Source organism: Pseudomonas sp. B26(2017) (genome assembly GCF_002113045.1).
Classification (GTDB): Bacteria; Pseudomonadota; Gammaproteobacteria; order Pseudomonadales; family Pseudomonadaceae; genus Aquipseudomonas.
On the sequence record NZ_NEJJ01000003.1, the window covers coordinates 132752 to 155214 of the forward strand.

Below are 22463 nucleotides of genomic sequence, written 5' to 3' on the forward strand. Positions count from 1 at the left end.
AGCGTCACGGGATGCATTCCCCCGCGGAGCGCGGGAACGATCAGCGACGATCAGCCAAGGCGAATCAGTTGGTCGCCTGCAACGCCTCAAGCTTCGCCATCACTCCCGCCGCCGTCTGCTCGCCCATCAACTGTTCCCGCACCTTGCCCTTGTTGTCGATGATGTAAGTCACCGGCAAGGCTTCACTGCGCGGCAGTTCGAACAGTTCCGACGGATCCTGCGCCAGTACGGTGAACTTGATGCCCAGTTTTTCGCTGGCGCTCTTCAGCTCTTCACCCTGCACGTTGTCGAAATTGACCCCGAACACGCCGATCTTCTTGCCCTTGAGTTCGTCGGCCAGGTGATTGAGTTCCGGGATTTCCGTGCGGCACGGGCCGCACCATTCGGCCCAGTAGTTGAGCACGACCCATTGTTTGTCGAGGCGCTCGGACGCCACTTTCTGCCCGTTCTGGTCGATGCCGTAGTCGTTACCGCAGCCCCCGAGCATCAACGCCCCGATGATCGTCAATGCCGCTGCCAGTGCCCGTGTCATGTCGTGTTCCTTGTGCAAAATTGAATGCGCCTACGACCCATCGCCTCTCAAGGTTCTGGATTGCGCGCTGCACAGTTAGAATAGCCGCCACTCTACGCAAGAAGCGACCCGCCCATGACCGATCTGACGCTTTATCACAACCCGCGCTGCTCGAAATCCCGTGGTGCGCTCGAACTGCTCGAAGCCCGTGGCCTGACGCCGAACGTGGTGCGCTACCTCGAAACGCCGCTCGACGCCGCGCAGATCAAGACCTTGCTCGGCAAGCTGGGAATCAGCGCACGGCAACTGCTGCGCACCGGCGAAGACGAATACAAGACCCTGAACCTGGCCGATGCCAGTCTCACCGAGAAACAATTGATCGACGTGATCGCCGCACATCCGAAGCTGATGGAGCGACCTATTCTTGAAGCCGGCGACAAAGCCGTCATCGGCCGTCCACCGGAGCAGATCCTGGAGCTGCTGCCGTGAGTGCGCCGTACATTCTGGTTCTCTATTACAGCCGCAGCGGCTCGACCAACGAGATGGCCCGGCAAATCGCCCGTGGTGTCGAACAGGCCGGCCTCGAAGCGCGCCTGCGCACCGTGCCGGCGATCTCCACCGAGTGCGAAGCGGTGTCGCCGGACATTCCGGATGAAGGCGCGCTGTACGCCACGCTGGATGACCTGAAAAACTGTGCCGGCCTGGCCCTCGGCAGCCCGACCCGTTTCGGCAACATGGCCGCGCCGCTCAAGTATTTCCTCGATGGCACCAGCAACCTGTGGCTGACCGGCGCGCTGGTCGGCAAACCGGCCGGGGTGTTCACGTCCACCGCCAGCCTGCACGGCGGGCAGGAAACCACTCTGCTGTCGATGATGCTGCCGCTGCTGCACCACGGCATGCTGATCACCGGCCTGCCCTACAGCGAATCGGCGCTGCTGGAAACCCAGGGCGGCGGCACGCCTTACGGCGCCAGCCATCACGCCGGGGCCGATGGCAAAAGTGGTCTCGATCAACACGAAGTGGCGCTGTGCCGCGCCCTCGGTGCACGTCTGGCCAAAACGGCCCAGAAACTGGGGAACTGAGATGGCCAGAAAGCCGAAAGTCCTGCCGGCCGTCGAGTGGCTGGAGCCACGGGTGCGAGCAATGCGGGTGATCAGTCTGCTGTGCTTTTTCGCCCTGGCCGGACTGCTCGCCGCGTATTACCTGGTGTTCGCCGACCTGCACGGCGCGCGGCCGTGGGTGATTCTGCTGGTCGAGCTGATCCCGTGGATCGTGCTCGCACCGGGCATGATCATGGGCAGCGCACGCGGGCACTCGTGGATGTGCTTTGTGGTGAATCTGTATTTCATCAAGGGCGCACTGGCGGCGTATGACCCGAGCCGGCAGTTGTTCGGCGTGCTGGAGATGATCGCCAGTCTGGCGGTGTTCTGCTCGGCGTTGCTGTTTGTGCGGTGGCGGTATCAGTTGAATCGCAAACTGGCGGGCGAAGGCGAAGTTTCCGTCGCCTGACAGACCGCTATCTCCGAGATCGTTCCCACGCTCTGCGTGGGAATGCCGCCCGGGACGCTCTGCGTCCCTGAGACGCGGAGCGTCTCTTTATGCATTCCCACGCGGAGCGTGGGAACGATCGCTTTGAACTCAATGATTGACGGTGTACGCCAGCATCATCGAAATCTGGCTCATCGGCCGTCCACCGCTCTCTTCATGCCACTGGTTGAATGCGTTCTGCACCGTCGCCAGATCCCGCAGACTGCTCGGCACCTTGTCGACGATCTTCTGTGCGTTCAACGCCGCCACCACGTCGTAGCTCGGCACGAAGGTATCCTTGCCGACCATCCGCAAGAAGCGTGGCGCCGACAGGCCGCCCAATTGACTGCCATGCTTTTTCAGGTACGTCCATAAACCGACGATGTCGGTCACCGGCCAGTCGGCGAGCAACGCACCGAAACTGCCCTTCTCTTTCTCGACGTCCAGAATGAACTGCGCATTGCGCGGTACGCTTTTGAGTTTGCCCAGGTGGCGGATGATCCGCGCGTCCTGCATCAAGCGCTCAAGGTGTTCGGCGCTCATCAGCACGACTTTTTCCGGGTCGAACTTGAAGAACACTTCTTCGAAGGCCGGCCATTTGGCGTCCACCAGGCTGTGCTTGAGCCCGGCGCGGAACACCCGCAGGGCCATGGTCGAGAGATAGCGGTCGTCGCTGATCTTGCGCAGTTGCGTCGGGGTCTTGGGAACAGGCAGATGGGCTTCCAGTTCAGCCGCCGAACCGAAGCGGTTCAGACAGTATTCGTGCAGCCACTTGTAGTCGCGCATGCCCTCTCCTTTTGATGAAACGAAAAACCAATGTGGGAGCGAGCTTGTTCCGGGTGGCGATCCGACGATTGCGGTGTGTCATCCAGTGTTGATGCCGGCTGACACGACGCTTTCGCGAGCAAGCTCGCTCCCACAGTGACGGTGTTTACAGGTTTACGACGTTAACGAATCGCGAAGCGGCGGTTTCATCAATCTTCAGGCTGGTGAAGTCAAACAGATTGCGGTCAGCCAGCTGCGAAGGGATCACGTTCTGCAGGCTGCGGAAAATGCTCTCGGTGCGGCCCGGGGTCTTGCGCTCCCAGTCCACCAGCATTTCCTTGACCACCTGACGTTGCAGGTTTTCCTGAGAACCGCAGAGGTTGCACGGGATGATCGGGAATTGCTTGAAGTCCGAGTAGGCCTGGATGTCTTTCTCGTTGCAGTAGGCCAGCGGACGGATCACCACGTTGCGGCCGTCGTCGGCTCGCAGCTTCGGCGGCATGGCCTTGAGGCTGCCGTTGAAGAACATGTTGAGGAAGAACGTCTCGACGATGTCGTCGCGGTGATGACCGAGGGCCATTTTGGTCGCGCCGATTTCGTCGGCGAAGGTGTACAGCGTGCCGCGACGCAGGCGCGAGCACAGCGAGCAGGTGGTCTTGCCTTCCGGGATCAGCTCCTTGACCACCGAGTAGGTGTCCTTCTCGACGATGTGGTACTCGATGCCCAGTTCTTTCAGGTAGGCCGGCAGCACGTGTTCGGGGAAACCCGGCTGCTTCTGGTCCATGTTCACGGCGACGATCTCGAACTTGATCGGTGCAACCTTCTGCAGGTGCATCAGCACGTCGAGCATGGTGTAGCTGTCCTTGCCCCCGGACAGGCAGACCATGACCTTGTCGCCGTCTTCGATCATGTTGAAGTCGGTGACGGCTTCGCCGGCCAGGCGGCGCAGGCGCTTTTGCAGTTTGTTCTGGTTGACCGTAAGAGTGCCCATGACGCGAAATCCGTGAGGTGTGACGAAAGGCGGGCATTTTACGCAAAAAGACCGAGGTTGTGGCCACAGGTTGTCGCCCCCTCGAATGCCCGCTCGCACAGACCCCGACGCGATTACCCCGAGGTTTTACAGCGCGATTTGCTCTAAGCCCCTATCACCTGTGCGGTTAAGACCTTTCTATACTGCGACATAAGGTCGCACACAATCTGAAGACCTGTATTTGCTCGGCCGCATTGGCCCGTACGCGCTCCGCTGGGGGGCGATGGCAATAACGAGAGGAGTGACTGGCATGATCCATCACGTAGTGGGACTTTTTACCCACCCCGATCAGGAATGGAAGGAAATCCGTGGCGACCAAGAGGAAAGCATCAGCCACATGTACCTGACGCACACGCTGATTCTGGCGGCGATCCCCGCTGTTTCGGCATTTATCGGCACCACTCAGGTCGGCTGGGTGATCGGCAACCGCGCACCGGTGATGCTCACCGTCGAAAGCGCGTTGTGGATGACGATCATGTCGTACCTGGCGATGCTCGGCGGGGTCGCGGTCATGGGTGCCTTTGTGCACTGGATGGCCCGCACTTATGACGCCAACCCGAGCCTGGCCCGTTGCGTGGCATTTGCCACCTACACCGCGACACCGTTGTTCGTCGGCGGGCTGGCGGCGCTGTATCCGCACATGTGGCTGGGGATGATCGTCGGCACGGCGGCTATCTGCTACACGGTGTACCTGTTGTATGTGGGGCTGCCGACCTTCATGAACATTCCATCCGACGAGGGCTTCCTGTTTTCCAGCTCGGTGCTGGCGGTGGGTCTGGTGGTGCTGGTCGCCATCATGGCGTTTACCGTGATTGTCTGGGGACTGGGCGTGGGGCCTGTCTACACCAATTAGAGAGCCACCAACTGGCTGGCTGCAACGCCGAAAAGAACAAGATCCGCCAACACAGGCCGCCGCAAGGCGGCCTTCTCATGCCTGAAAGAGACGTTGCGACCATTCGGCAGTCTGGCGATGCGCAAGACCGGACGGTTGCGGCATACTCCAAACCTCTGGAGATCCATCAAGCATGCCCGAGCAACTCAATACCCGCGTCGAAGACTGTTTCCAACTCGCTGAATCCTTTTTCAAACGTCCTTTCAAACGCCCCGTGGTGAGCCTCAAGCTGCGCGGGCAAAAAGCCGGGGTCGCGCATTTGCACGAGAATCTGCTGCGCTTCAATCCGCAGCTGTACCGGGAAAACACCGAACACTTCCTCAAGCAGACCGTGGCCCACGAAGTCGCACACCTGATCGCCCATCAACTGTTCGGCGACCGCATCCAGCCCCATGGCGAGGAGTGGCAACTGATCATGCGAGGGGTCTATGAGTTGCCGCCGGATCGCTGCCATACCTATGAAGTCAAGCGCCGCAGCGTGACCCGCTACATCTATAAATGCCCGTGCGCGGATAGCGATTTTCCGTTTTCGGCGCAACGTCATAGCCTGGTCAGGCAAGGTCGGCGCTATTTGTGCCGGCGCTGTCGCAACACGCTGGTGTTCAGTGGCGAGACGCGGGTCGAGTAAGTCCCCACCTCGTTCCCACGCACTGCGTCACAGTGGACGCGGAGCGTCCATGGCGGCGTTCCCACGCAGAGCGTGGGAACGAGCTACAAAACCACTTTCGCAGCACGTAATTCGGCAATCCGCTCTGGGCTCAACCCCAACTCCCCCAACACCTGATCCGTATGCTGCCCCAGCGCCGCGCCGACATGTCGCGGCGCCGGCAATGCTTCAGAGAACTTCAGCGGGCAAGCGATCTGCGCCTGCGTCGAACCATCGCCACGGGGCACTTGCGTCACCAGTTCCCGGGCCTGTAATTGCGGATGCTGCACCGCCTCGCCAAGGTTCAACACCGGTTCGACGCAGGCATCAATGCCGGCGAACAGCTCGCACAGTTCGGCAAAATCATGCTTTTCGAACTCGACCTTCAAGGCGTCCTTCAGCGCGCGTTGTTGCTCAGGCTTGGGTGACAAGCCTTGCGCCGCCAACTCAGGCCGGCCCAGTGCCGCGCACAGTTGCTGCATGAAGGCTGGCTCCAGACTGCCCACCGACATCCAGCGCCCGTCGCGGGAGCGGTAGTAATCGTAGAAACTGCCGCCATTGAGCATCTGTTCTTCCCAGCCCGGCTCCTCGCCGCACGCCAGATACCCGGCACCGGCCATGGCGTTGAGGCTGAATGCACAGTCGGTCATGCTCACGTCCAGATGGGTGCCCTGCCCGGTCTGCTGGCGGGAAATCACCGCCGCCAACAGACCGATCACCCCGTGCAGCGAGCCACCCGCGACATCCGCCACCTGCATGCCCAGCGGCAACGGCCCGCTGTCGGCGCGCCCGGTGTAGCTCGAGAGCCCGGCCAGGGCCAGATAGTTGATGTCGTGGCCGGCGCGATCCTTGTACGGCCCGGTCTGGCCGTAACCGGTGATCGACACATAAATCAGCTTCGGATTGATCGCCTTCAACGCCTCGTAACCCAGCCCCAGCCGCTCCATCACACCGGGACGGAACTGCTCCAGCACGATGTCGTAATCCGCCAGCAACTGCTTGACCAGCTCAAGCGCCTCGGGCTGCTTGAGATCCAACGCCAGGCTGCGCTTGTTGCGATTGAGATAAGCGTGACTGGCAGAGACGCCGTGATCGTGGGGCGGCAAGACCCGCACCAGGTCGAGGCGGGTCGGCGATTCGATGCGCAGCACGTCGGCGCCCATGTCCGCCAGCAGCAGCGAGGCGAAAGGCCCCGGCAGCAGGGTCGAGAAATCCAGAATCTTCAGTGAGGCCAGCGGTGCAGACATGGGCGATCTCCATCAACGATGCATGCAGCCTAGGCAGCCATCGGCGATGGGGCAATTACCGGATCCATCAGTTGCGCTGACCGTTGCGCTCAAACAGCAGACAAGAAAAAACCCGCCGAAGCGGGTTTTTCCAGGCAAGCGATGCTTACTTCACATTGCTCGGGGTCGGGCCTTCGGCCACGCCCAGGTCATCTTCAGGCCGGGTATCGGCGATACCGCGACCGCCCGACGCCAGCTCGGCATCCAGCACGTCGGTGTCCAGTTCCTTGACCCACTTGGCCACAACGATGGTGGCAACGGCGTTGCCGACCAGGTTGGTCAGGGCGCGGGCTTCGGACATGAAGCGGTCGATACCCAGGATCAGCGCCAGACCGGCCACCGGCAGGTGACCTACCGCCGAAAGAGTGGCCGCCAGTACGATGAAGCCAGAACCGGTCACACCGGCTGCGCCTTTGGAGGACAGCAGCAACACCACCAGCAGCGTGATCTGGTGAGTGATGTCCATGTGGGTGTCGGTCGCCTGGGCGATGAACACGGCCGCCATGGTCAGGTAGATCGCGGTACCGTCGAGGTTGAACGAGTAACCGGTCGGGATCACCAGACCCACTACCGATTTCTTCGCGCCCAGACGCTCCATCTTGATCAGCATGCGTGGCAGTACCGATTCCGAAGAGGAAGTACCCAGCACGATCAGCAGTTCTTCACGGATGTAGCGGATCATCTTCAGCACGCTGAAACCGTGCATGCGGGCGATGCCACCCAGCACGATCAGGATGAACGCCAGGCAGGTGATGTAGAAGCAGGCCATCAGTTGACCCAGCTGCACCAGCGAACCGACACCATAGGCACCGATGGTGAACGCCATCGCACCGAAGGCACCGATCGGCGCGAGCTTCATGATCATGTTGATGATGTTGAACATCACGTGGGCGAAGCGATCGATGAAGTCCAGGATCGGCTTGCCGTAGGCGCCCAGGCGGTGCAGGGCAAAACCGAAGATCACCGAGAACATCAGCACTTGCAGGATGTCACCGGTGGCGAACGCGCCGACGATGGTGTTCGGGATTACGTTGAGCAGGAAGCCGACGACGCTCTGGTCAGCACCTTGTTGCACATAGGTCGCCACTTTGGAGGCGTCCAGCGTGCTGACATCGACGTGCATGCCGTTGCCCGGTTGCACGATGTTGACCACGATCAGACCGACCAGCAGGGCGATGGTCGAAACGATCTCGAAATACAGGAGTGCATAACCGCCGGTCTTGCCGACCGATTTCATGCTTTGCATGCCAGCGATGCCGCTGACCACGGTGCAGAAGATGATCGGGGCGATGATCATTTTGATCAGTTTGATGAACCCGTCACCCAGCGGCTTTACGGCCACGCCGAACTGCGGGTAGTAGTGGCCGAGCGCGATACCGATACAGATTGCGACGATCACCTGGAAATACAGGGATTTGTACAGTGGCTGACGAGTCGTCATTGCAAAGTTCCTCAAGAGTCCCGCGCGGCAACATCCATCTGTTGTACGCGACACTTGAATTGCGAACCCTCCTGCACTGGAGGGATTTGTTGTGTCGAACGGCGCTTTCCGGACCGGCTCGGCGCACGCTTCTGTCGCTCTTATCGCAAACGTCGTGCCACTTTGGTGCAAATCGCTGCAAGCCTTTTGATATCAGGGGATACAGGTTTTTTTGTGTCACCGTTCGGTGACTCAAGTGTGGCGGATTTCCGCCAAGTCGCCCGACCTCGTCCTACAATTTGGCGGAAATCCGCCTTGTTACCGATCAAAGGCAGCCGCTACCATCGGTCGCCAGAGGAAGGATCTGCCGCTCATGCGCGAACGCACCATCGCCAGTCATTTCGCCCGCGCCGCCCTCGGTGGCGCACGGCGCTCGGGTTACGACTATTCGGACCTGCTGCAGCAACTGGGCATCAGCCCCGAACTGCTCGACGAGCCGCGCGCGCGGATCGCCCCGGAGCAATTCACCCAACTGATCCAGAACCTTTGGCTGGCCCTGGACGACGAATACCTGGGTTTCGGCAATGCGCCGAGCAAACCCGGCAGCTTCGCCATGATGTGCCACGCCATCATTCATTGCCGCAGCCTGGAGAAGGCTCTGCAACGCGGCTTATTGTTTTATAGCCTATTCCCCGAAGCCCCGCGCCTGACCCTGAGCCGTGAAGACGAATGGGTGCGCCTGAGCCTCGACGATGCGCAATTGTGGGATCCGGATCACTTTCTCAGCGAGAGCCTGCTGGTGATCTGGCATCGCCTGGGCAGTTGGCTGATCGGCCAGCGGATTCGCCTGGAGCAGGCCAGTTTCAGCTACCCGAAACCGGCGCACGGGGCGGAATACGATCTGCTGTTTTCCTGTCCGCTGGAATTTTCGGCAGCGCAAAGCAGCCTGGTGTTTCACAGCCGTTATCTGCAAATGCCGCTGTTGCAGGATGAACGCACCCTCAAGCATTTCCTCGAACGCTCCCCCGCCGACCTGCTGTCCCGCCCGGACGACGGCAACAGCCTGAGCAGCCGGCTGCGGCGCTTGCTCAGCCACGACAGCGCACGCTGGCCGGACCTCGAAGCGGTGGCGGCGCACCTGCACATCAGCCCGCAAACCCTGCGCCGGCACCTACGCGAAGAAGGCACCAGTTTTCAGGAATTGAAGGATCAGTTGCGGCGGGACATCGCGATTTATCACCTCGGGCGGGCGGATCTGTCGTTGCAACAGATCGCCGAACAGCTCGGGTTTTCCGAGCCGTCGGCGTTTCATCGGGCGTTCAAGAAATGGACAGGGCTGACGCCGGGGGCTTATCGGGCGCAGGAGCAGTAAGCCATCACACCGCCGGAAAATGAATCCTGAACGCCGCCCCGCCCATCGGCGAGTCCCCCAGCGTCAGCTTGGCGTTGTAGCTCTCGATGATGTCCTTGACCACCGCCAGCCCGATCCCCTGCCCCGGGTGCTGACGGTCCAGACGCTCGCCGCGTTCGAGAATCCGTGCGCGCTGATCCGGTGGTACGCCGGGGCCGTCGTCTTCAATGCACAGTTCGCTTCCGGAATGGCTTTCACGCACACTGACGCGCACTTCGCCCAGGCACAGGCGATAGGCGTTTTCCAGCAGGTTGCCGAGCATTTCCAGCAAGGCGCCCTGCTCGATCGGCACATAACAGTGCTCCGGCAGATCGAAGGCAACGCGCACGTGTTTGTCGCGGTAGACCTTGTCCAGCGTGTCGCACAGGCTTTGCAGCACCGGGCGCAGGCGCACCTGATGGCGCACCAGACCGCTTTTGCGCAGGCTGGCGCGCTGTAACTGGTAGCCGATCTGCTGGCTCATGCGCTCGATCTGGGTTTGCAGCACCCAGGCCTGATCGCGGTCTTCGGGGCGCTGGGCCATGTCTTCGCTGACACCCTGCAACACCGCCAGCGGGGTTTTCAGACTGTGGGCCAGATCGTCGAGGGAGTCGCGGTAACGGCTGCGCTGCTGGCGTTCGCTGTGCAGCAGGCGGTTGAGGGAACCGGTCAGGCGCAGCAGTTCGCGCGGGTGCTGTTCGCTGAGGCTTTCGAGGGTTCCGCCCTCGATTTCGTCGAGTTCCTGACTGAGCCGGCGCAAGGCTTTCAGGCCCCAGGTCAGGCCGATCCACAGCAAGGCGAGCAGCACCAACAGCGCCGCACCAAAACCGAGGTAGAGATTTTCCCGCAGACCTTCGAGGGTGGTTTCGTATTCACGCACCGGTTGCAGGGCCACGATACTGAAGGCCGCGCTCTTGCCGCCGAGCAGTTTGACCTCAACGTCGTAGACGAAGAATTCCTGACCGTTGGCCTCACGAATCCGCGCGAACTCGTTGCCGAGGCCATCGTAGCGCGGCGTGTAGTTGATCTTCTCTTCCTGGGTCCCCTTCGAACGCCAGACCAGATGCCCTTCGCGGTCATAGATGTAGCCGAGCAGGCGATTGTCCGTAAGGTTGAAGCGCTCGTCGGGCAACTGTGCCGGCATCATCAAGCGGTTGTTTTCAACCCGCGCGGCGGAGATCAGCGTGGTGACGTCGGACGCCAGCCGCTGCTCGATCGAGTCCTGCAACGCCAGGCTGAACGCGCCCTGCATTGCCGGGAGCAACGCGAGCATGAACAACACCGCCAGGGTGGTGGCGGCGAGCATCAGCCGGACGCGAAGGGAACGGATCAAGTGCAGCGCTCATTGAACAGGTAACCGAGGCCGCGCACGGTATCGATCGGCTTGAACCCGGCCGGGCCTTCGAGCTTGCGGCGCAGACGGCCGACCAGCACTTCGATCACGTTCGGATCGCGCTCGTCGTCATCCGGGTACAACTGCTCCATCAGCCGATCCTTGGGCACCACCTGCTGGTGATGGCGCATGAGGTATTCGAGGATCCGGTATTCGTAGGCGGTCAGCGCCAGCGGTTGCTCGTCGAGAGTTGCCTGCTTGCGATTCAGATCCAGCAACAGCGGGCCGGCGATGATGGTCGACTGGGTGAAACCGCTGGAGCGACGCAGCAACGCATTGAGCCGCGCTTCGAGTTCTTCGAACTGGAACGGCTTGACCACGTAATCGTCGGCGCCGGCGGCCAGGCCTTCGACCTTGTCCTGCCAGTTGCCGCGCGCGGTGAGAATCAGGATCGGAAAGGTCTTGCCGCCCGAGCGCAACTGGCGGATCAGGTCGAGCCCGCCCATGCCCGGCAGGCCGAGGTCGATCACCGCCAGGTCAAAGTTGAATTGCCCGGTCTGGTACAACGCCTCTTCGGCGTTGGCCACGGACTCGACCACGTGACCACTCTCCGTCAGGCGGGTTTGCAGGTGATGGCGCAACAGCGCTTCATCTTCGACGACCAACAGTTTCATGACGCTCTCCCGGGTAAATCGACAACTCCAAAGGCTTTCGCCTCACATGGCTGCGCCGGGTCGCCCCTCGAAGGACGACCCGGCGCGGGCCTGACGCCAATCGCTTAGAAAGCGTAGTTGGCCGACAGGTAAGTCTGGGCGCTGCTGGTCAAATCCAGCGAGCCTTGCTTGCTGCCGCCGCTCTCTTTCATCTCGGTGCTGGCGTTGCTGCGCAGGTAACGGTAACCGAGTTCGACCGAGGTGTTCTGCGAGACTTGCTGCAGCACACCGAACTGGCCGCCGACGGCGTAACCGATGTCGCTGTCGCGGCTGTAGCCCGGCGAATCCTGGGTCAGCTTGGTCAGGCCCGCGGTCGCACCGCCGAACAGCTTGGTGCTGCCGCCCACCGGGTAGAACAGATCGTAGCTGCCCAGCAGGTTTTCCTGGCGCAGTTTAATGCCATTGTGCGAGCCGGACACGTTGTCGTAGGTGGCGTAGTAGCGACCCTGGCTGTTTTGCTGACCCAGGCGCAGGCCGTAGGTGTTGTTGCCGTCGATGGCCGCGGTGGCATCCGGGTGGCCGAGGTTGTCGTTCAGGGCGTTGGATTTCTTGATCTTGTCGCTGGTCTGGCCAAAGGTCAGGCCGGCGAAGTTGGTGGTGGTGTCGGCATGGGCGGCAATGCTTGCGCTCATGACAGTGAAAGCCAGCAGCAGTTTGTTCAAACGAGTCATTGAGTGTTCCTCTCAGTTGTGCTCTTCGGGTATGGCGCAAGGTTACTGACCCTCCCCTGTACCGCCCCTGAACGCTCTCTGAACCTGGCCTGAATGAAATGAACTAGGCTGTTTTGACCCTTTATTGTCCGGAGACCCGATCATGCGCCTGCTATTGACCCTCGCCCTGCTCGTCTTCAGCGGCCTCAGCCAGGCTGCGATCAAGACCGAGGAAATCCCCTATCAGAGTGCCGACGGCACAAAGCTGATCGGTTATTACGCCTACGACGACGCGATCAAGGGCCCGCGCCCCGGCGTGGTGGTGGTGCATGAATGGTGGGGACTGAACGACTACGCCAAGCGCCGCGCCCGGGATCTCGCCGGGCTTGGCTACAGCGCGCTGGCCATCGACATGTACGGTGAGGGCAAGAACACCGAGCACCCGAAAGACGCGATGGCCTTCATGCAAGCCGCCACGCAAAACGCCGATGCGGCCAGCAAGCGCTTTCAGGCCGGGCTGGATCTGTTGAAGAAACAGCCGCAGACCGACAAGGATAAAATCGCCGCCATCGGTTACTGCTTCGGCGGTGGCGTGGTGCTGAATGCGGCGCGTCAGGGTGTGCCGCTGGCCGGCGTGGTGAGTTTCCACGGAGCGCTGGCCACCAAGACGCCAGCTGCGCCGGGCAGCGTGAAGGCGAAAATCCTCGTCGAGCACGGCGCGCTGGACAGCATGGTCACCCCGGACAACGTCACGGCGTTCAAGTCGGAAATGGACAAGGCCGGCGCCGACTATCAATTTGTCAGCCTCGAGGGCGCCAAGCACGGCTTCAGCAACCCCGATGCGGATCGCCTGAGCCACGGCGATCACGGTGGCCCGGATATCGGCTACAACAAGGCTGCCGATGAAAAATCCTGGGCGGACATGCAGGCGTTCTTCAAGAAGATTTTCGGCTGAACCCGATCGCCCTCAAACGCTGATCGTTCCCACGCTCTGCGTGGGTATGCATACAGCGACGCTCTGCGTCACCCGGCGAAGGGACGCGGAGCGTCCCGGACGGCATTCCCACGCGGACGGTTCGACGCCTCGACGTGGGGACGATCATGTCGGCACTATCCAGCCCGAAGACAACCCGGCAAAATGCCCGACATGACTGCCAACCCTTTCCTCCCCGCCTGCTGCACCCCGCTCGATGCCCATTGGCCGCTGCCGACCGCATTGCCCGACACCGCGTTTCTGAGCACCCATTTCGACCCGTCGCAATTGCTCGGCGATGACTTTCGCCGCAGCGCCATCGAGCCGCCGTCGAGTATCCAGCGTTCGGTGGCCAAGCGGCAGGCGGAATTCCTCGCCGGGCGGATTTGCGCCCGGGCGGCGTTGCTGCAGCTGGAAGGCACAAGCAGCGTTCCGGCGATCGGTGAAGATCGTGCACCGGTATGGCCGGCGCACATCTGCGGCTCGATCACCCACAGCACCGGTCGTGCGGCGGCGATTGTCGCCAACAAACAGCACTGGCGCGGGCTGGGCATGGACCTGGAAAACCTGCTCAACGCCGAACGCGCCGAGCGACTGGCCGGAGAGATCCTGACCCCGCCGGAAATGCAGCGCATGGCCGCCGCTTCCCGGGATCAGATCGCGCTTTGGGTGACCCTGACCTTTTCAGTAAAAGAAAGCCTGTTCAAGGCGCTGTACCCGATCGTGCAGCAGCGCTTCTACTTCGAGCATGCCGAGATGCTGGAGTGGAATGAACAGGGTCAGGTGCGGCTGCGGTTGCTGACGGATCTGTCCGGCGAATGGCGCAACGGCACGGAACTCGATGCGCAATTCAGCGTGCAGGACGGCCAGTTGCTGAGTCTGGTCAGCATTCCTGCCTGAAGGTTTGTTTTATTTGGAATCACCCTTTCGCGAGCAAGCTCGCTCCCACCCTGAAGCGCGCTGACCTGTAGGAGCGAGCTTGTACGCGAAAGGGTCAGCTTGACCAATGCAAGATTCAGCGCCGCTCCTGATTCCTCGGCCAGCTCAGGCTGAAACACGCCCCGCCCAAGCTCTTGCTCTTGCCGATCAGTGCCCGGCCGTCGTGCCAGTGGATGATCCGCCGCACGATCGACAGACCCAGCCCGTGCCCGCCGGACGCCCGAGTTCGGCTGTCGTCCAGGCGCAGGAACGGCGTGAAAATTTTCTCCCAGGCGGTTTCCGGCACACCGGGTCCGTCGTCCTCGACATCCACCCGACAGCGCATCTGCCCGACCTGATAACTGACCGTGACCTTCGAACGTGCATGGCGCATGGCGTTGCTCACCAGGTTCTGCAAGGCGCGGTGCAGGTAGCGCGGCTCGGCCTCGACCCACGCATCATCGCAATCCGCCGCTGACAGGCACAGACCGCGTTGCACTGTGACCTCGGCGCGCAGAGGCGCCAACTCTTCAATCACCTGATTGACCAGTGCATCCAGATCGATGCGCTGGAACGTCAGCGCCGGCGACCCCTGCTCCAGCCGGGCGTAGGTGAGCATTTCATCAACCAGTTTGTCGAGGTCTTCGATGTCGTGGTCCATGCCCTCGCGGTATTTTTCCAGCGCCTGCGGGGTCGTGGCCGAACCGATCATCTCCAGGCCGAAACGCAGGCGCGCCACCGGCGTGCGCAATTCGTGGGACACCGCGCGCACCAGTTCACGCTGGATGGCGAGCAACTGCTGCAAGTGCTCGGCCATGCCGTTGAAAGCCGCTGCGAGTTTGCCCACCGAGTCGGCACCCCGGGCCGGTACGCGGGTTTCCAGGCTGCCTTTGGCGATGCGCGTGGCGGCAGCTTCGAGCCCGCGCAAACGTCGCTCGAGCTGGCGCACCAATAAATAGACGATCAGGCCGATCAGGGTCAGGCCGAGGGCGGCGATCAGCACCAGCCACTCCGGCGGGTACGGATTCATCTGATACAGCGGCCCGATTTCCAGCACCCACGGCGTGCCGACCATGCCGGCGAACACCCGGATCGAATCGCCGCCCTTGCCCAGCGCCATCACCGTATCGCCCTCAGCCACCCGACGGCTCTGGTCTTCGTCCATGTCGGCATCGCTGACGGTGACCAGCCGCAAGTCGAAACCGAAGCCTTTGTCTTCCTTCAATTGCGCCAGCCGTTTGGGCTGCTCGCCCACCGGCACCCGCACCAGTTCATCGGCCAACAGGTAAATGGTCGCCCGTGCCAGTTGCTCGCTGATCTGCTGCACCTCGCCCACCAGCACCAGTTGATCCTTGTCGCTGACCAGTCGATAGACCTTGGCCGCGTGCGGGCCGGTCTGTTCGACCAGCGCCTGCCCGCGCTGCACCCGAGTGCGCTGGGTCAGGTCGAGGTCGGTCTGGGCAAAGGTCTTCAGCGCCAGCGGAATCCCGAGCAGGCGCTCCCACACCAGCAAGGCGCGATGGCGCTCGGTTTCGTTCATCGGTTGCAGGTTGTCGGCCATCAGCGAAAACGTGCCATGGGCCAGACGCTCGCGGTATTGCTCGCTGCGCACCTGATTGAGCAGGTGCAGTGCCAGCACGCCGAGCACCGCCACCAGAATCAGCGCCGCGCACATGCCGCCATAGATGCGCAGGAAGATCGAATTCACAGCGGCAGGTCTGCGCAGGCTTCCGGCACGAACAGATAACCTTTGCTGCGCACGGTCTTGATCAGGCGCGGGTGATCGGGGTCGTCGCCGATCTTCGGGCGGATGCGCGAGATGCGCACATCGATCGAGCGGTCCTGGCCGTCGTAGCCGATACCGCGCAACGCGGTGAAGATTTCTTCCCGGGACAGGATGCGTCCGGCGTTGGATACCAACAGCCAGAGCAGGTCGAATTCGGCACTGGTCAGCTCGATGCCGCTGTCACTGAGCCAGGCTTCGCGCAACGCGTTGTCCACCACCAGCGGGCCGAATTGCAGACGACGCGGATTGCCTGCCGATGGCTCCGGTGTGTCACTGCGTCGCAGCAACGCCTGGATCCGCGCCAGCAGCAGCCGTGGGCGCACCGGTTTGCACACGTAATCGTCGGCGCCGAGGTCGAGACCAAGGATCTGGTCGGCGTCATCGGTGCGCGCGGTGAGCATCAGGATCGGCCCGTCGTAGCGGTCACGGACCTTGCGGCAAATGCTCAGTCCGTCTTCGCCGGGCAGCATCAGGTCGAGGATTACCAGGTCCGGCTGTTCCTTGATGATCCGCGCCGCCGCCAGTGCACCGTTGCCTTCGATCTCCACGCGCAATCCGTTGGCTTGCAGGTATTCACGGGTCAATTCGGCCAGACGCTGGTCGTCCTCGACTATCAATACCTGCCAGGCTTCTTGCTCCACGGGTGACCTCTGCTTGCCGATGCTGCTTATAAAGGAAGGTCCTCCCGTCTTTTTGTCATCTTTCAGGAGGATAAGAATGCGTGCGCACGGGCCGATTGTATAAACGGCGTACAGCCAGAACACAAGTCGGTAAATGCGTTCGGACAAGGCGGATTTTTGTGATAGGGTTCGCGCCCTCAAAATTCCGCTGAAGCGTTTTTCCCGGCGAAAAAACAGTGACAAACGGTCTAGCTCAGCAGGTTCGCGGCCTACACGGGTTTTCCTGGTTTCTTACACAATTTACGCACAGGTTTATCCACAGCTCGTACGTTGCAAGCCCCCTCGAAACGCATTATCTTGTAGCGCGGCGCAAGGGAAGCCCCTACATATAGGGTTTTCCGTTTTAGAGCCCAACCACATTTCAGACCTGAAACTCAAGCGCTTTATTGCTGGTTTCCGGTTGAACCAAGCAAGTTTTTCAAAGCCCAAACCGCACTTGCGGATGGCACCGTTTTTCAGGTTGGAAACGACTGGAACGGTACGGGTGTTGCAGTCATTACTGTCACCCGAGAAGTAATTCGGCTCGAGCCTTGGCTCGCGGCCAAAAACTTCGGCAAGGATGCGGCTTCATCAGCCTTTTTCCTACTGGTCCGAAGTTGTTATGCCCGACGCCCGTCGGCTGTAGTGCTTCGGACCAGAACGGTGAGCACCATGATGGTGCCCAAACAAACATAGAGAATGTGGAGATCACCCCCCATGCAAACCGACACAACTCGCGAGAACCCGCAGGGCACCTTGCCGCAGGCCGCCGATTCGAATTCGGATCTGGCAGCCACCGCGCCAGGTCAACTGCGTGTGATCAAGCGTAATGGCACTGTCGTTCCTTACACCGATGACAAGATCACCGTCGCTATCACCAAAGCGTTTCTCGCAGTTGAGGGCGGCACCGCTGCCGCCTCGTCGCGAATCCACGACACCGTTGCCCGCCTGACCGAACAGGTCACCGCGACCTTCAAGCGTCGCATGCCATCGGGCGGCACCATCCACATCGAAGAAATCCAGGACCAGGTCGAACTGGCCCTGATGCGTGCCGGCGAGCAGAAAGTGGCTCGCGACTACGTGATCTACCGCGACGCCCGTTCCAAGGAACGCGCCACCCGCACCACCGCCGAAGCACCGGTGCAAGCGCACCCGTCGATCCGCATCACCCGCGCCGACGGCACCCTCGCGCCACTGGACATGGGCCGCCTGAACACCATCGTCACCGAAGCCTGCGAAGGCCTGGCCGAAGTCGACGGCGACCTGATCCAGCGCGAAACCCTGAAGAACCTGTACGACGGCGTGGCCCTGAACGACGTCAACACCGCACTGGTGATGACCGCGCGTACCCTGGTCGAGCGTGAGCCGAACTACTCGTTCGTGACCGCCCGCCTGCTGATGGACACCCTGCGTGCCGAAGGCCTGGGCTTCCTGGGCGTCGCCGAGAGCGCGACCCACCACGAGATGGCCGACCTGTACGCCAAGGCACTGCCGGCCTACGTCGCCAAAGGTATCGAGTTCGAACTGCTGAACCCTGTGCTGGCCGACTTCGACCTGGAAAAACTGGGCAAGGCGATCAACCACGAGCGCGACCAGCAATTCACCTACCTGGGCCTGCAGACCCTGTACGACCGCTACTTCATCCACAAGGATGGCGTGCGTTTCGAACTGCCGCAGATCTTCTTCATGCGCGTGGCCATGGGCCTGGCGATCGAAGAGAAGCAGAAAGAAGACCGTGCGATCGAGTTCTACAACCTGCTGTCCTCGTTCGACTACATGGCTTCGACTCCGACCCTGTTCAACGCCGGCACCCTGCGTCCACAGCTGTCGAGCTGCTACCTGACCACCGTTCCGGATGACCTGTCGGGCATCTATCACGCGATCCACGACAACGCCATGTTGTCGAAATTTGCCGGTGGCCTGGGCAACGACTGGACGCCGGTTCGTGCACTGGGTTCGTACATCAAGGGCACCAACGGCAAATCCCAAGGCGTGGTTCCGTTCCTGAAAGTGGTGAACGACACCGCCGTCGCCGTTAACCAGGGTGGCAAGCGCAAAGGCGCTGTGTGTGCCTACCTGGAAACCTGGCACATGGACATCGAAGAGTTCATCGAGCTGCGCAAGAACACCGGTGATGACCGTCGTCGTACCCACGACATGAACACCGCCAACTGGATCCCTGACCTGTTCATGAAGCGCGTCTTCGATGACGGCAAGTGGACCCTGTTCTCGCCGTCCGAAGTACCGGACCTGCACGACCTGACCGGCAAGGCCTTCGAAGAGCGCTATGAGTACTACGAAGCCCTGACCGAATACCCGGGCAAGATCAAGCTGTTCAAGACCATCCAGGCCAAAGACCTGTGGCGCAAGATGCTGTCGATGCTGTTCGAAACCGGCCACCCATGGCTGACTTTCAAAGACCCGTGCAACCTGCGTAGCCCGCAGCAGCACGTCGGCGTGGTTCACAGCTCTAACCTGTGCACCGAGATCACCTTGAACACCAACAAGGACGAAATCGCGGTCTGCAACCTGGGCTCGATCAACCTGCCGAACCACATCGTCGACGGCAAGCTGGACACCGCCAAGCTCAAGCGCACCATCGACGTCGCCGTGCGCATGCTCGACAACGTGATCGACATCAACTACTACTCGGTACCGCAGGCGAAGAACTCCAACTTCCGCCACCGTCCGGTCGGTCTGGGCATCATGGGCTTCCAGGACGCGCTGTACCTGCAGCACATCCCTTACGGCTCCGAAGCTGCCGTCGAGTTCGCCGACAAGTCGATGGAAGCGGTCAGCTACTACGCGATCCAGGCGTCCTGCGACCTGGCCGACGAGCGCGGCTCGTACGAGACGTTCCAGGGCTCGCTGTGGTCCAAAGGCGTGCTGCCGCTGGATTCGCAACAGATCCTGATCGAAGCCCGTGGCCAGAAGTACATCGACGTCGACCTGACCGAGTCCCTGGACTGGGCACCGGTTCGCGCCCGTGTACAGAAAGGCATCCGCAACTCGAACATCATGGCCATCGCACCGACCGCGACCATCGCCAACATTACCGGCGTATCGCAGTCGATCGAACCGACCTACCAGAACCTGTACGTGAAATCGAACCTGTCGGGCGAATTCACCGTGATCAACCCGTACCTGGTTCGCGACCTCAAGGCTCGCGGTCTGTGGGACTCGGTCATGATCAACGACCTGAAGTACTACGACGGTTCGGTTCAGCAGATCGAGCGCATCCCGCAAGAACTCAAAGAGCTCTACGCGACCGCGTTCGAAGTGGACACCAAGTGGATCGTTGACGCCGCCAGCCGTCGTCAGAAGTGGATCGACCAGGCGCAGTCGCTGAACCTGTACATCGCCGGCGCATCGGGCAAGAAGCTGGACGTGACCTACCGCATGGCCTGGTACCGTGGTCTGAAAACCACCTACTACCTCCGTGCCCTGGCCGCGACCAGCACCGAGAAGTCGACCATCAACACCGGCAAGCTGAACGCTGTATCCAGCGGCGGCAACCACGGTGACGACTCGGTCCTGGCAGCCCCTGCCGGCCCGGCTCCAGTACCGAAGGCCTGCGCCATCGACGAGCCGGATTGCGAAGCTTGCCAATAAGCTGAGCTGAATCGGGCGTTGCGAAACGCCCGATCCGAGAACCCCCCGACAGACTTCTGGTTTGTCGGGGGTTTTCTTTTGCCCGCGAAAAAAGTCAAAAGCGGCCCTCAGCCCTCCCCTCTTCCTGAGGGAAAGGGAACCGAACGAGCTGTTCTCAAGAGATGCGCCAGCATGAAATACCGATCCATCCCCAAACCCAAGACAAAAAAAGCCCCTCAAAAAGAGGGGCTCCTTAACCAGCCAATACCAGAAATCAGGTCATCTGAATAATGGTCTGCATGATAGTGCTCTGAGTCGAAATGGTCTTGGCGTTCGCCTGATAGTTGCTCTGACCCTTGATCAGATCAACCAGCTCGTTGGTCAGGTTAACGTTCGACTCTTCCAGCGAGTTCGAAACAACCGAACCCAAAGTACCGGTTTCCGGCGCATCGTAGCCCGGGATACCCGAAGCGAAAGTCTCTTTCCAGCTGGTACCACCAATCGGCTGCAGACCCTGTTCGTTGGTGAAGCTGGCCAGTGCAACCTGGCCGATGGCCTTGCTCTGGTTGTTGCTGAAGTTGGCGAACAGCGTACCGGTGCCATCGATGGTCAGGTTGGTGATCTGGCCGGTGGCGTAGCCATCCTGAGTCGGGATCGAGCGCGCGGTGTCAGCGTTGTACTGAGTGGTCTTGGCCATGGAGATGGTGATGCCGGCCGGGTTCGCCGAAGCGCCGTTGGCAGTCCATACACCGTTGGTCACGGTACCCGGCACCCAGCCAGTGAGTTTCAGGTCGCTGCTGATGATCGGCGTACCAGGGTTCGCAGGATCCGGGGTGCTGACCTGAGTCAGTTTGCCGGTGCTGTCGAAGCTCATGGTCGAGGCCACCGGTGCCGTGGTTTTCGGATCACTGCCGGTGGCATCCGGGTTGCGACCGTCCACCAAGGTGTAGACCTTCCAGGTGTTGGCACCGGTCTTGACCATGTATTGATCCATGGTGTGCTGGTTGCCCTGGCTGTCATAGATCGGCGTACTGAACGACTTGGTGTAGGTCGCCGTGTTGGTCGGATCGAATTTGCCTGCCGCCGCAGTATCGTCGATCACCGGAGCGGTCGAGTTCAGGTTGATGGTCGAGGTCACCAGCGAGGTGGACTTCGGTGCCAGGTTCGAAGTGTCGATCTTCAGATCGGTCAACACACCGTTGATGATCTTGCCGTTGGAGTCCACACCGTAGCCTTGCAGACGCGAGGTGTAGTCGGTGTTGGTGATGAAACCATCCTTGTCGACCTTGAACGTACCGGCACGGGTGTAGGAGATCGAACCGTTGTTGCTCAGAGTGAAGAAACCCGAACCGTTGATGCCCATGTCCAGCACGTTGCCGGTGTTGTTGATGTCGCCCTGGGTGAACTGCTGGGAAACGTTGGCCAGACGCACACCGTTACCGATGACCTTGCTGCCGCTGCCCAGGCGAGTGGCCGAGTAGACGTCTTCGAATTCTGCACGGGACGATTTGAAACCGGCGGTCGCGACGTTGGCGATGTTGTTGCCGGTCACGTCCAGTTGTTTGTTGGCTGCATAGAGACCGCTAAGGCCGATATTGAAAGACATATTCCACTCCTTTGTGCCGGTTAGTCGGCTCTATATACCAATGGTTTGTACTTTGGACAGGGCAACGGTGCCCTTGCCGGACAGGTTGAGCATCAGCTCGCCACCGGTCTGGCTGATCGTCACGCTGGTGACCGTGGCTGGCAGGTAGGTCGCCAGGTCGGTCGCGGTGCCGTTGATCGAGGCGTTCGCCTTGACGGTGTAGGTACCGGTTTTCACCAGGTTGCCGTCCTTGTCCTTGCCGTCCCATGTGAAGCTCGCATTGCCTGCGGCGCGACTGCCCAGATCGATGGTGCGAACAACGGCGCCGCTGCTGTCGGTGATGGAGACGGTACCGCCGGCGATCGACGACGGAACGGTGACCGAACCGGTCATGCCTTTGCTCGGGTCATCCAGCTGAACAGTGTTGGTCTGCACGATCACGTTGCGACCCACCAGCGAAGAAGCCTGCAGGGCTTGCGACGAGTTGTAGTTGCCGGCCAGCGAGCTGACGGTGCTGTTGAGGGTGGTGATCCCCTCAAGGCTGCTGAACTGCGCCAGCTGGGCAACGAATGCGCTGTTGTCCTGCGGGTCGAGCGGGTTCTGGTTCTTCAGCTGGGTAACCAGCAGTTGCAGGAACGCGTCCTTGCCCAGGGCCTGGCCGCCGGTCGAGCTGTTGGTGGCCGAAGCGATGCCGCCGGTGGTCGTGCTACTGGTCTTCTTCGAAGAGTTGGCCAGTATGTCGTTCATCGTCAGGCTGCTGGTGGTATCGGTAACACTCATGGCAGTCG

At 61.1% G+C, this 22463-nt stretch carries 21 protein-coding genes; 9 read left to right on the forward strand and 12 right to left on the reverse strand.

The window, feature by feature from the left end; translation table 11 throughout:
• Window positions 1-64 precede the first annotated feature (64 nt).
• A complete protein-coding gene (locus CAF79_RS05875; protein WP_007957768.1) occupies window positions 65-532 on the reverse strand; it encodes a TlpA disulfide reductase family protein in 468 nt (155 codons plus the stop codon).
• A gap of 114 nt (window positions 533-646) precedes the next feature.
• Here CAF79_RS05875 and arsC point away from each other — a divergent pair, with 114 nt between their 5' ends.
• From arsC to CAF79_RS05890, 3 genes are read left to right on the forward strand one after another with little or no spacing between them, the layout of a single operon-like run.
• Entirely contained in the window at window positions 647-1000 is a 354-nt protein-coding gene (gene arsC, locus CAF79_RS05880) for an arsenate reductase (glutaredoxin) (RefSeq protein ID WP_085697049.1), read from the forward strand.
• Complete coding sequence (wrbA, locus tag CAF79_RS05885) at window positions 997-1593, forward strand: NAD(P)H:quinone oxidoreductase (protein ID WP_085683574.1); 597 nt, start codon at window positions 997-999, stop codon at window positions 1591-1593. The genes arsC and wrbA overlap by 4 nt, the downstream gene beginning before the upstream one ends.
• A 1-nt stretch (window position 1594) precedes the next feature.
• Entirely contained in the window at window positions 1595-2020 is a 426-nt protein-coding gene (locus CAF79_RS05890; protein WP_085697050.1) for a DUF2069 domain-containing protein, read from the forward strand.
• A gap of 129 nt (window positions 2021-2149) precedes the next feature.
• Here the strand turns inward: CAF79_RS05890 and CAF79_RS05895 are convergent, their stop codons facing one another.
• Entirely contained in the window at window positions 2150-2824 is a 675-nt protein-coding gene (locus CAF79_RS05895; RefSeq protein ID WP_085697051.1) for a DNA-3-methyladenine glycosylase I, read from the reverse strand.
• A 145-nt stretch (window positions 2825-2969) separates the two neighbouring features.
• Window positions 2970-3794, reverse strand: a complete 825-nt coding sequence (gene ttcA, locus CAF79_RS05900) for a tRNA 2-thiocytidine(32) synthetase TtcA (protein ID WP_064598661.1) — start codon at window positions 3792-3794, stop codon at window positions 2970-2972.
• Window positions 3795-4083: 289 nt separating this feature from the next.
• Between ttcA and CAF79_RS05905 the strand changes: the two genes are divergently transcribed.
• Together CAF79_RS05905 and CAF79_RS05910 are read left to right on the forward strand one after the other, a co-directional pair.
• A complete protein-coding gene (locus CAF79_RS05905; protein WP_007957761.1) occupies window positions 4084-4686 on the forward strand; it encodes a Yip1 family protein in 603 nt (200 codons plus the stop codon).
• A 172-nt stretch (window positions 4687-4858) separates the two neighbouring features.
• Entirely contained in the window at window positions 4859-5353 is a 495-nt protein-coding gene (locus CAF79_RS05910; protein ID WP_085697052.1) for a SprT family zinc-dependent metalloprotease, read from the forward strand.
• 83 nt (window positions 5354-5436) lie between these two features.
• On the opposite strand, the gene CAF79_RS05915 is transcribed toward CAF79_RS05910, so the two are convergent.
• Both CAF79_RS05915 and CAF79_RS05920 read right to left on the reverse strand, forming a co-directional pair.
• Window positions 5437-6618 (reverse strand): CaiB/BaiF CoA-transferase family protein, encoded by a 1182-nt coding sequence (locus CAF79_RS05915; protein ID WP_085697053.1) that lies wholly within the window; start codon window positions 6616-6618, stop codon window positions 5437-5439.
• 145 nt (window positions 6619-6763) lie between these two features.
• The gene (locus tag CAF79_RS05920) at window positions 6764-8098 is read right to left on the reverse strand and encodes a dicarboxylate/amino acid:cation symporter (RefSeq protein ID WP_085697054.1); all 1335 of its coding nucleotides are present in this window, start codon (window positions 8096-8098) and stop codon (window positions 6764-6766) included.
• Between the two features lie 352 nt (window positions 8099-8450).
• Between CAF79_RS05920 and CAF79_RS05925 the strand changes: the two genes are divergently transcribed.
• Window positions 8451-9449, forward strand: coding sequence for an AraC family transcriptional regulator (locus CAF79_RS05925; protein WP_085697055.1), 999 nt, complete (start codon window positions 8451-8453; stop codon window positions 9447-9449).
• 4 nt (window positions 9450-9453) lie between these two features.
• On the opposite strand, the gene CAF79_RS05930 is transcribed toward CAF79_RS05925, so the two are convergent.
• The 3 genes from CAF79_RS05930 to CAF79_RS05940 all read right to left on the reverse strand — a co-directional run bounded on the left by CAF79_RS05930 (window position 9454) and on the right by CAF79_RS05940 (window position 12184).
• Window positions 9454-10800 (reverse strand): ATP-binding protein, encoded by a 1347-nt coding sequence (locus CAF79_RS05930; protein ID WP_085697056.1) that lies wholly within the window; start codon window positions 10798-10800, stop codon window positions 9454-9456.
• Window positions 10797-11474 (reverse strand): response regulator transcription factor, encoded by a 678-nt coding sequence (locus tag CAF79_RS05935; protein ID WP_085683580.1) that lies wholly within the window; start codon window positions 11472-11474, stop codon window positions 10797-10799. Before CAF79_RS05935 ends, CAF79_RS05930 begins: the two co-directional genes overlap by 4 nt.
• Before the next feature lie 104 nt (window positions 11475-11578).
• Entirely contained in the window at window positions 11579-12184 is a 606-nt protein-coding gene (locus tag CAF79_RS05940) for a hypothetical protein (RefSeq protein WP_085683581.1), read from the reverse strand.
• A gap of 142 nt (window positions 12185-12326) precedes the next feature.
• Between CAF79_RS05940 and CAF79_RS05945 the strand changes: the two genes are divergently transcribed.
• Both CAF79_RS05945 and CAF79_RS05950 read left to right on the forward strand, forming a co-directional pair.
• Entirely contained in the window at window positions 12327-13118 is a 792-nt protein-coding gene (locus CAF79_RS05945; protein ID WP_085697057.1) for a dienelactone hydrolase family protein, read from the forward strand.
• A gap of 192 nt (window positions 13119-13310) precedes the next feature.
• Window positions 13311-14036 carry a 4'-phosphopantetheinyl transferase gene (locus CAF79_RS05950; protein ID WP_085697058.1) on the forward strand — a complete coding sequence of 242 codons (726 nt, stop codon included), beginning with the start codon at window positions 13311-13313 and terminating at the stop codon, window positions 14034-14036.
• Between the two features lie 115 nt (window positions 14037-14151).
• Here the strand turns inward: CAF79_RS05950 and CAF79_RS05955 are convergent, their stop codons facing one another.
• Window positions 14152-15762: an ATP-binding protein gene (locus tag CAF79_RS05955; protein WP_085697059.1), complete on the reverse strand. Its 1611-nt coding sequence runs from the start codon at window positions 15760-15762 to the stop codon at window positions 14152-14154.
• Window positions 15759-16481, reverse strand: coding sequence for a response regulator (locus CAF79_RS05960; protein WP_085697060.1), 723 nt, complete (start codon window positions 16479-16481; stop codon window positions 15759-15761). Before CAF79_RS05960 ends, CAF79_RS05955 begins: the two co-directional genes overlap by 4 nt.
• 735 nt (window positions 16482-17216) lie before the next feature.
• Here CAF79_RS05960 and CAF79_RS05965 point away from each other — a divergent pair.
• Window positions 17217-20111, forward strand: coding sequence for a ribonucleoside-diphosphate reductase subunit alpha (locus CAF79_RS05965; protein ID WP_085697061.1), 2895 nt, complete (start codon window positions 17217-17219; stop codon window positions 20109-20111).
• Between the two features lie 253 nt (window positions 20112-20364).
• Here CAF79_RS05965 and flgE read toward each other — a convergent pair whose 3' ends face one another.
• Entirely contained in the window at window positions 20365-21696 is a 1332-nt protein-coding gene (flgE, locus tag CAF79_RS05970; protein ID WP_085697062.1) for a flagellar hook protein FlgE, read from the reverse strand.
• 30 nt (window positions 21697-21726) lie between these two features.
• The gene (gene flgD / locus CAF79_RS05975) at window positions 21727-22455 is read right to left on the reverse strand and encodes a flagellar hook assembly protein FlgD (RefSeq protein ID WP_085697063.1); all 729 of its coding nucleotides are present in this window, start codon (window positions 22453-22455) and stop codon (window positions 21727-21729) included.
• Between the last annotated feature and the right edge of the window lie 8 nt (window positions 22456-22463).

Coding starts and splice junctions, on each gene's coding strand:
- CAF79_RS05875 (WP_007957768.1), bottom strand. CDS start 532: ATGACACGGGCACTGGCAGCGGCATTGACGATCATCGGGGCGTTGATG.
- arsC (WP_085697049.1), top strand. CDS start 647: ATGACCGATCTGACGCTTTATCACAACCCGCGCTGCTCGAAATCCCGT.
- CAF79_RS05890 (WP_085697050.1), top strand. CDS start 1,595: ATGGCCAGAAAGCCGAAAGTCCTGCCGGCCGTCGAGTGGCTGGAGCCA.
- CAF79_RS05895 (WP_085697051.1), bottom strand. CDS start 2,824: ATGCGCGACTACAAGTGGCTGCACGAATACTGTCTGAACCGCTTCGGT.
- ttcA (WP_064598661.1), bottom strand. CDS start 3,794: ATGGGCACTCTTACGGTCAACCAGAACAAACTGCAAAAGCGCCTGCGC.
- CAF79_RS05905 (WP_007957761.1), top strand. CDS start 4,084: ATGATCCATCACGTAGTGGGACTTTTTACCCACCCCGATCAGGAATGG.
- CAF79_RS05910 (WP_085697052.1), top strand. CDS start 4,859: ATGCCCGAGCAACTCAATACCCGCGTCGAAGACTGTTTCCAACTCGCT.
- CAF79_RS05915 (WP_085697053.1), bottom strand. CDS start 6,618: ATGTCTGCACCGCTGGCCTCACTGAAGATTCTGGATTTCTCGACCCTG.
- CAF79_RS05920 (WP_085697054.1), bottom strand. CDS start 8,098: ATGACGACTCGTCAGCCACTGTACAAATCCCTGTATTTCCAGGTGATC.
- CAF79_RS05925 (WP_085697055.1), top strand. CDS start 8,451: ATGCGCGAACGCACCATCGCCAGTCATTTCGCCCGCGCCGCCCTCGGT.
- CAF79_RS05935 (WP_085683580.1), bottom strand. CDS start 11,474: ATGAAACTGTTGGTCGTCGAAGATGAAGCGCTGTTGCGCCATCACCTG.
- CAF79_RS05940 (WP_085683581.1), bottom strand. CDS start 12,184: ATGACTCGTTTGAACAAACTGCTGCTGGCTTTCACTGTCATGAGCGCA.
- CAF79_RS05945 (WP_085697057.1), top strand. CDS start 12,327: ATGCGCCTGCTATTGACCCTCGCCCTGCTCGTCTTCAGCGGCCTCAGC.
- CAF79_RS05950 (WP_085697058.1), top strand. CDS start 13,311: ATGACTGCCAACCCTTTCCTCCCCGCCTGCTGCACCCCGCTCGATGCC.
- CAF79_RS05965 (WP_085697061.1), top strand. CDS start 17,217: ATGCAAACCGACACAACTCGCGAGAACCCGCAGGGCACCTTGCCGCAG.
- flgE (WP_085697062.1), bottom strand. CDS start 21,696: ATGTCTTTCAATATCGGCCTTAGCGGTCTCTATGCAGCCAACAAACAA.
- flgD (WP_085697063.1), bottom strand. CDS start 22,455: ATGAGTGTTACCGATACCACCAGCAGCCTGACGATGAACGACATACTG.